This is a genomic window from Aquirufa nivalisilvae, from assembly GCF_004307455.1.
GTDB classification, from domain to species: domain Bacteria; phylum Bacteroidota; class Bacteroidia; order Cytophagales; family Spirosomataceae; genus Aquirufa; species Aquirufa nivalisilvae.
Map to the genome: position 1 here is coordinate 1 of NZ_SEWX01000009.1, position 8,007 is coordinate 8,007.

At 42.9% G+C, this 8,007-nt stretch carries 1 protein-coding gene; it reads left to right on the forward strand.

Annotation, left to right across the window (positions count from 1 at the left end):
• Positions 1-8,007, forward strand: an 8,007-nt coding sequence (locus EWU22_RS13335; protein ID WP_161566870.1) for a beta strand repeat-containing protein, incomplete at both ends; no start/stop codon positions are given.

The following is an 8,007-nucleotide window of genomic DNA, read 5'->3' on the forward strand; positions in this document are numbered from 1 at the left end:
AAGCAGAATCGGCAACAGTGAATGCAACTGATGGAACGATCAACTCGAATACTGGGGGAACTTTGAACGTAACGGTTAGTCCATCAACAATGACGAAATTGGCGGTGAGCTTAACGAGTCCACAGATTAATGGTACAGCCTTTACAGGAACGAATACCTTGACGGCCCAAGATGCTTATGGAAATACGGTAACAACTTTTGCAGCTAATACAAATAATGTAACGGTAACAAGTACGTTGACAGGAACAATTAGTGGTTTAGGAAGTGGAGTTAACAATGTATTGAACCAAGCAGGTGATTTTGTTAGTGGAGTAGCGAACTTAACAAGCTTAGGCTTGAAATTCACAGGAACTTCAGGAGCAGGAACGTTCACTTTCACTCCAGCATCAGGAACGGCAGCTACTAGCTCTAGTGTTACTGTCAATTCAGGAGCAGCGACGAAATTAGTAGTCACCGGAACAGGTACTCAAACAGCAGGGAGCCCTCAAACAGTAACTATTACCGCACAAGATGCGAGTGGTAATACAGTAACAACTTATACAGGAGCAAAAAACATTACATTCAGTGGAGCGACTGCATCACCAAGTCCAGCTACGACCCCAACAGTAGCCGCTACGAACTTTGGCACAGCAACTAGCTTGACCTTTACAGCAGGTGTGGCTACTGGATCGATGGTCTTGTACAAAGCAGAATCGGCAACGGTGAATGCGACTGATGGAACGATCAACTCGAATACTGGAGGAACCTTGAACGTAACGGTTAGTCCATCGACGATGACGAAGTTGGCTGTTAGTTTAGCTACCCCTCAGATCAATGGAACAGCCTTTACGGGCACGAATACCTTGACGGCGCAAGATGCTTATGGTAATACAGCTACAGGATTTAATGCATCTACCAATAATATTACAGTTACAAGTACCTTAACCGGAACGATTAGTGGTTTAGGAAGTGGAGTTAACAACGTATTGAATCAAGCGGGCGACTTTAGTAGTGGTGTGGCTGATTTGACTGCTTTGGGAATGACATATACAGGAACTTCTGGATCAGGAACTTTTACCTTTACACCAGCTTCTGGAACAGCGATTACAAGTTCAAGTAGAACAATTTCTCCAGGAGCAGCGACGAAATTTGTCATCACGGGTTCTGCTACTCAAACAGCAGCAGCCAGTAATTCAATTACGATTACAGCTAAAGATGTTAGTGGTAATACGGCTACTACATATACGGGCACTAAATCTCTAACTTTTTCTGGAGCTAATGCTTCTTCAAATCCATCGACTACGCCTAAAGTAACGGATAGCTTTGCCACTGATATGTCTTTTGGTTCAGCTACGAGTTTGAGTTTTACATCTGGTGCGGTAACTACAAATATGAAGTTGTATAAAGCAGAATCTGCTTTAGTAGCTGTGACTGATGGTACCATTTCTGCTGCTGGTGCTGATCGTTTGTCTGTTTCTGTCAGTGCATCTGCCATGACGAAATTGGCGGTGAGCTTAACGAGTCCACAGATCAATGGCACAGCCTTTACAGGAACGAATACCTTAACAGCTCAAGATGCTTACGGAAATACGGTAACGACTTTTGCAGCTAATACAAATAATGTAACGGTAACAAGTACGTTAACAGGAACTATTAGTGGATTAGGAAGTGGAGTTAACAATGTATTGAACCAAGCTGGCGATTTTGTTAGTGGAGTAGCGAACTTAACGAGCTTAGGCTTGAAGTTCACAGGAACTTCAGGTGCGGGAACATTTACCTTTACTCCAGTATCTGGAACAGCAGTTACTAGCTCAAGTATTACCGTTAGTCCAGGAGCAGCGACTAAATTAGTCGTTACAGGAACAGGAACCCAAACTGCAGGAGGCAGTCAAACTGTAACTGTTACAGCGAAAGATGCCAGCGGTAATACGGCAACTACATATACTGGAGCAAAAAGTATTACATTCTCAGGAGCTTTAGCTTCGCCAAGTCCAGCTACGACCCCAACAGTAGCCGCTACGAACTTTGGCACAGCAACTAGCTTAACCTTTACGGCAGGTGTGGCTACTGGATCGATGGTCTTGTACAAAGCAGAATTGGCAACAGTGAATGCGACTGATGGAACAATCAACTCGAATACAGGAGGAACATTGAACGTAACTGTAAGTCCAACTTCCTTCTCTAAATTGGCGGTAAGCTTAACAAGTCCTCAGATCAATGGCACAGCCTTTACAGGAACCAATACCTTGACAGCACAAGATGCTTACGGCAATACGGTAACTACTTTTGCAGCCAATACAAATAATGTAACGGTAACAAGTTCTTTAACAGGAGCTATCACAGGATTATCAGGAACGAATAAATTAAGTAGTGCCGGTGATTTTGTTAGTGGAGTTGCCAACTTGACTAGTTTAGGTTTAATATTTACAGGAACCACAGGTGCAGGAACATTTACTTTTACTCCAGTATCAGGAACTGCGGCTACCAGCTCAAGCATTACGGTTAGTCCAGGAACAGCTACGAAATTAGTAGTAACAGGAACTGGAACTCAAACAGCAGGAGGGTCACAGACAGTAACTGTTACAGCACAAGATGCGAGTGGTAACACAGCAACAACATACACAGGTGCTAAAAATATCACATTCAGTGGAGCGGCGGCATCATCAAGTCCGGTGACAAATCCAACGGTAGCCGCTACGAACTTTGGCACAGCAACTAGCTTGACCTTTACGGCAGGTGTGGCTACAGGATCCATGGTCTTGTACAAAGCAGAATCGGCAACAGTGAATGCGACTGATGGAACGATCAACTCGAATACAGGAGGAACATTGAACGTAACGGTGAGTCCATCGACGATGACGAAATTGGCAGTGAGCTTAACGAGTCCACAGATTAATGGCACAGCCTTTACAGGAACCAATACCTTAACAGCTCAAGATGCTTATGGTAATACAGCTACAGGATTTAGTTCAGCAGGGAACAACATTACAGTAACAACTACTTTAACAGGAGCTATTACAGGATTATCAGGAACGAATGTATTGAATAACGTATCCGATTTTGTTAGTGGAGTAGCCAACTTAACGAGCTTAGGCTTGAAGTTCACAGGAACATCAGGAGCAGGAACGTTCACTTTTACTCCAGTTTCAGGAACAGCTGTTACTAGCTCTAGTGTCACTGTTAATTCAGGAACAGCGACAAAATTAGTAGTAACTGGAACAGGAACTCAAACAGCAGGTGGTAGTCAAACTGTAACTGTTACTGCACAAGATGCGAGTGGTAATACGGCTACGGGTTACACAGGAGCAAAAAATATTACTTTCAGTGGAGCGACTGCATCATCAAGTCCGGTGACAAACCCAACGGTAGCGGCTACGAACTTTGGTACAGCAACTAGCTTGACCTTTACGGCTGGTGTGGCTACAGGATCCATGATCTTGTACAAAGCAGAATCAGCTACGGTTTCTGCAACAGATGGAACGATATCATCCACAGGAGGTGATCGATTAGCTGTTACAGTTAGTCCAGCGTCAGTAAGTAAATTTGGATTAAATTTGGCTGTATCTCAAACCAATGGTGTTAATTGGACAGGCACCAATACCTTAACAGCTCAAGATGCTTATGGAAATACGGTAACAACCTACGATGCAAGTTCTAACTCAGTTACTGTTACAAATTCATTGGGTGGTGTGGTTAGTGGATTAGGAAGTGGTGTTAATAACGTATTGAACCAAGCAGGTGATTTTGTTAGTGGAGTTGCCAATTTAACAAGTCTTGGAATTAGGTATACTGGTGTTACTGGTACAGGAACCTTTACCTTCACGTCTACTACGGGTGGAATAACAGGTAGTGACGTGGTATTAATTAATGCTGGTGTTGCAACAAGATTAGTTGTTACAGGTAATAATTCACAGACCGCAGGTGCTACCCAGTTAATTACGATAACTGCCAAAGATCTTAGTGGTAATACCGATTTAACTTATACAGGAAGTAAAACATTAGTATTTTCAGGTGCCAATAGTTCTACAAATCCTTCTACCAGCCCAACAGTAGGAGCTATTAATTTTGGATCTAATACGAGCTTAACCTTTACCAATGGTGTAGCAACTGCTAACTTGGTTGTTTATAAGTCAGAAAGTGCACAGATTGCAGCGACTGATGGAAGTATTTCTTCTGCTGGTGGAGATCGTTTGGCAGTTACAGTGGGTGAATCTACTTATACTAAATTGGCCGTAAGCTTAACGAGTCCACAAACCAATGGTACTGCTTTTACAGGAACCAATACCTTAACAGCGCAAGATGCTTATGGTAATGCTGTTACCAACTTTAATGCAGCAACGAATAATATTACTGTTACTTCAAGTTTGACTGGAACTATTTCTGGTTTCGTCGGGGGAAATGTTATCAATTCGGCTGGTCGATTTGTCAATGGTATAGCAGATTTGACCAGTGTCATGATTTTTATGGGAACTAATGGTTCTGGAACATTCACCTTTACTCCAGCATCAGGAACAGCGGTAACTAGTGCTAGTGTCACTGTCAATCCTGGAGCAGCTACTAAATTAGTAGTAACTGGAACAGGTACTCAAACAGCAGGGGGTAGCCAAACCGTAACTGTTACCGCGCAAGATGCCAGTGGTAATACGGCTACTGCATATACTGGAGCAAAAAGTATTACATTCTCAGGAGCTTTAGCTTCACCAAGTCCAGCTACAACACCAACGGTAGCAGGCACGAACTTTGGTACAGCAACTAGTCTAACCTTTACGGCAGGTGTGGCTACAGGATCCATGGTCTTGTACAAAGCAGAATCGGCAACAGTGAATGCGACTGATGGAACAATCAACTCGAATACAGGAGGAACCTTGAACGTAACGGTGAGTCCAACTTCCTTCTCTAAATTGGCGGTGAGCTTAACAAGTCCTCAGATTAATGGCACAGCCTTTACAGGTACCAATACCTTGACAGCACAAGATGCTTATGGAAATACAGTAACAGGATTTAATGCAAGTACTAATAATGTTACAGTTTCAACATCCTTAACGGGAACAATCTCAGGATTGTCAGGAACGAATAAATTAACTAGTGCTGGAGACTTTACGAGTGGAGTAGCCAACCTAACTAGTTTAGGATTGAAATTTGCGGGAACTTCTGGTTCAGGAACCTTTACCTTCACTCCAGTGACAGGAACAGCAGTAACTAGCGGAAGTGTAACGGTAAGTCCTGGTGCAGCTACGAAATTTGCCATAAGTATGGTGTCTTTTGTTAATGCAGGTGAATCGAATGGATTAAATTTAACAGCACAGGATGCTAGTGGAAATACAGCAACAACGTATTCGGGTACTAAGAGCATTACTTTTTCAGGAGCTCCAAATTCAACTAATCCTGTAACGGTTCCTTCTGCCAATTTTACAGATTTTGGTACAGCAATTAATGTGACCTTCACATCTGGAGTTTCTAGTTTAGTGACGATTAAATTATACAAATCAGGTAACAATAATATTGACGCCACTGATGGAACCATCAATACAAGTGGAGGAGGAACAAAAACAGTTTCTGTAAGTCCAGTTACCTTCTCTAAATTGGCTGTAAGCCTTACAAGTCCACAAACGAATGGCACAGCCTTTACAGGTACAAACACCTTGACTGCACAAGATGCTTATGGAAATACCGTAACAACTTTTGCAGCTAATACAAATAATGTAACAGTAACAAGTACCTTAACAGGAACAATTAGTGGTTTAGGAAGTGGAGTTAACAATGTATTGAACCAAGCGGGTGATTTTGTTAGTGGAGTAGCGAACTTAACGAGCTTAGGTTTGAAGTTTACAGGAACATCGGGAGCAGGAACGTTCACTTTCACTCCAGCTACTGGAACAGCAGCGACTAGTTCGTCTGTTACCATCAACTCAGGTGCAGCGACTAAATTAGTAGTGACAGGAACAGGAACTCAAACTGCAGGAGGCAGTCAAACTGTAACGGTTACCGCACAAGATGCGAGTGGAAATACGGCAACGACATACACAGGAGCAAAAAACATTACGTTCAGTGGAGCGACTGCTTCACCTAGTCCAGCTACAACACCAACGGTAGCCGCTACGAACTTTGGTACAGCAACTAGCTTGACCTTTACGGCTGGTGTGGCTACTGGATCCATGGTCTTGTACAAAGCAGAATCTGCTACAGTGAATGCGACTGATGGAACGATTAATTCGAATACAGGAGGAACATTGAACGTAACGGTTAGTCCAGCTACGATGACGAAATTGGCGGTGAGCTTAACGAGTCCACAGATTAATGGTACTGCCTTTACAGGTACAAACACCTTGACTGCACAAGATGCTTACGGAAATACCGTTCCAACATTTAGTGCAGCTACAAATAACGTAACGGTTACAAGTACGTTAACAGGAGCGATCACTGGATTATCAGGAACGAATGTATTGAATAATGTATCTGATTTTACTAGTGGAGTAGCGAACTTAACGAGCTTAGGCTTGAAGTTCACAGGAACTTCGGGAGCAGGAACATTTACCTTTACTCCAGTATCAGGAACAGCTATTACTAGTTCAAGTGTAACGGTCAATCCAGGAGCTGCTACTAAATTAGTAGTTACTGGAACTGGCACCCAAACAGCAGGTGGTAGTCAAACCGTAACGGTTACCGCACAAGATGCGAGTGGTAATACAGTAACAACTTATACAGGAGCAAAAAATATCACATTCAGTGGAGCGACTGCATCATCAAGTCCGGTGACAAACCCAACAGTAGCCGCTACGAACTTTGGTACAGCAACTAGCTTGACCTTTACAGCAGGTGTGGCTACAGGATCGATGGTCTTGTACAAAGCAGAATCGGCCACAGTGAATGCGACTGATGGAACGATCAACTCGAATACTGGTGGAACCTTGAACGTAACGGTGAGTCCTTCTACGATGACGAAATTGGCAGTGAGCTTAACGAGTCCACAGATCAATGGCACAGCCTTTACAGGAACGAATACCTTGACAGCACAAGATGCTTACGGAAATACGGTAACGACTTTTGCAGCTAACACGAATAACGTAACGGTTACAACAAGTTTAACAGGAACAGTAAGTGGTTTAGGAAGTGGAGTTAACCATGTATTGAACCAAGCGGGTGATTTTGTTAGTGGAGTAGCGAACTTAACGAGCTTAGGCTTGAAGTTCACAGGAACTTCTGGAGCAGGCACCTTTACCTTTACCCCAGCATCAGGAACGGCAGCTACTAGTTCAAGTATTACAGTAAGTCCTGGTGCAGCTACGAAATTTACCATAAGTATGGTTTCTTTCGTTAATGCAGGTGAATCGAATGGATTAAATTTAACAGCACAGGATGCTAGTGGAAATACAGCAACAACGTATTCGGGTACTAAGAGCATTACTTTTTCAGGAGCTCCAAATTCAACTAATCCTGTAACGGTTCCTTCTGCCAATTTTACAGATTTTGGTACAGCAATTAATGTGACCTTCACATCAGGAGTTTCTAGTTTAGTGACGATTAAATTATACAAATCAGGTAACAATAATATTGATGCCACTGATGGAACCATCAATACAAGTGGAGGAGGAACAAAAACAGTTTCTGTAAGTCCAACTACATTCTCTAAATTGGCAGTGAGCTTAACGAGTCCACAGATTAATGGCACAGCCTTTACAGGAACGAATACCTTAACAGCACAAGATGCTTATGGAAATACGGTAACAACTTTTGCAGCTAACACGAATAACGTAACGGTTACAACAAGTTTAACAGGAACGGTAAGTGGTTTAGGAAGTGGAGTTAACAATGTATTGAACCAAGCGGGTGATTTTGTTAGTGGAGTAGCGAACTTAACGAGCTTAGGCTTGAAGTTCACAGGAACATCAGGAGCAGGAACATTTACCTTTACTCCAGCATCAGGAACGGCTGCTACTAGTTCAAGCATTACAGTCAATCCAGGAGCAGCGACTAAATTAGCTGTCACAGGAACTGGAACCCAAACTGCAGGAGGCAGTCAAACCGTAA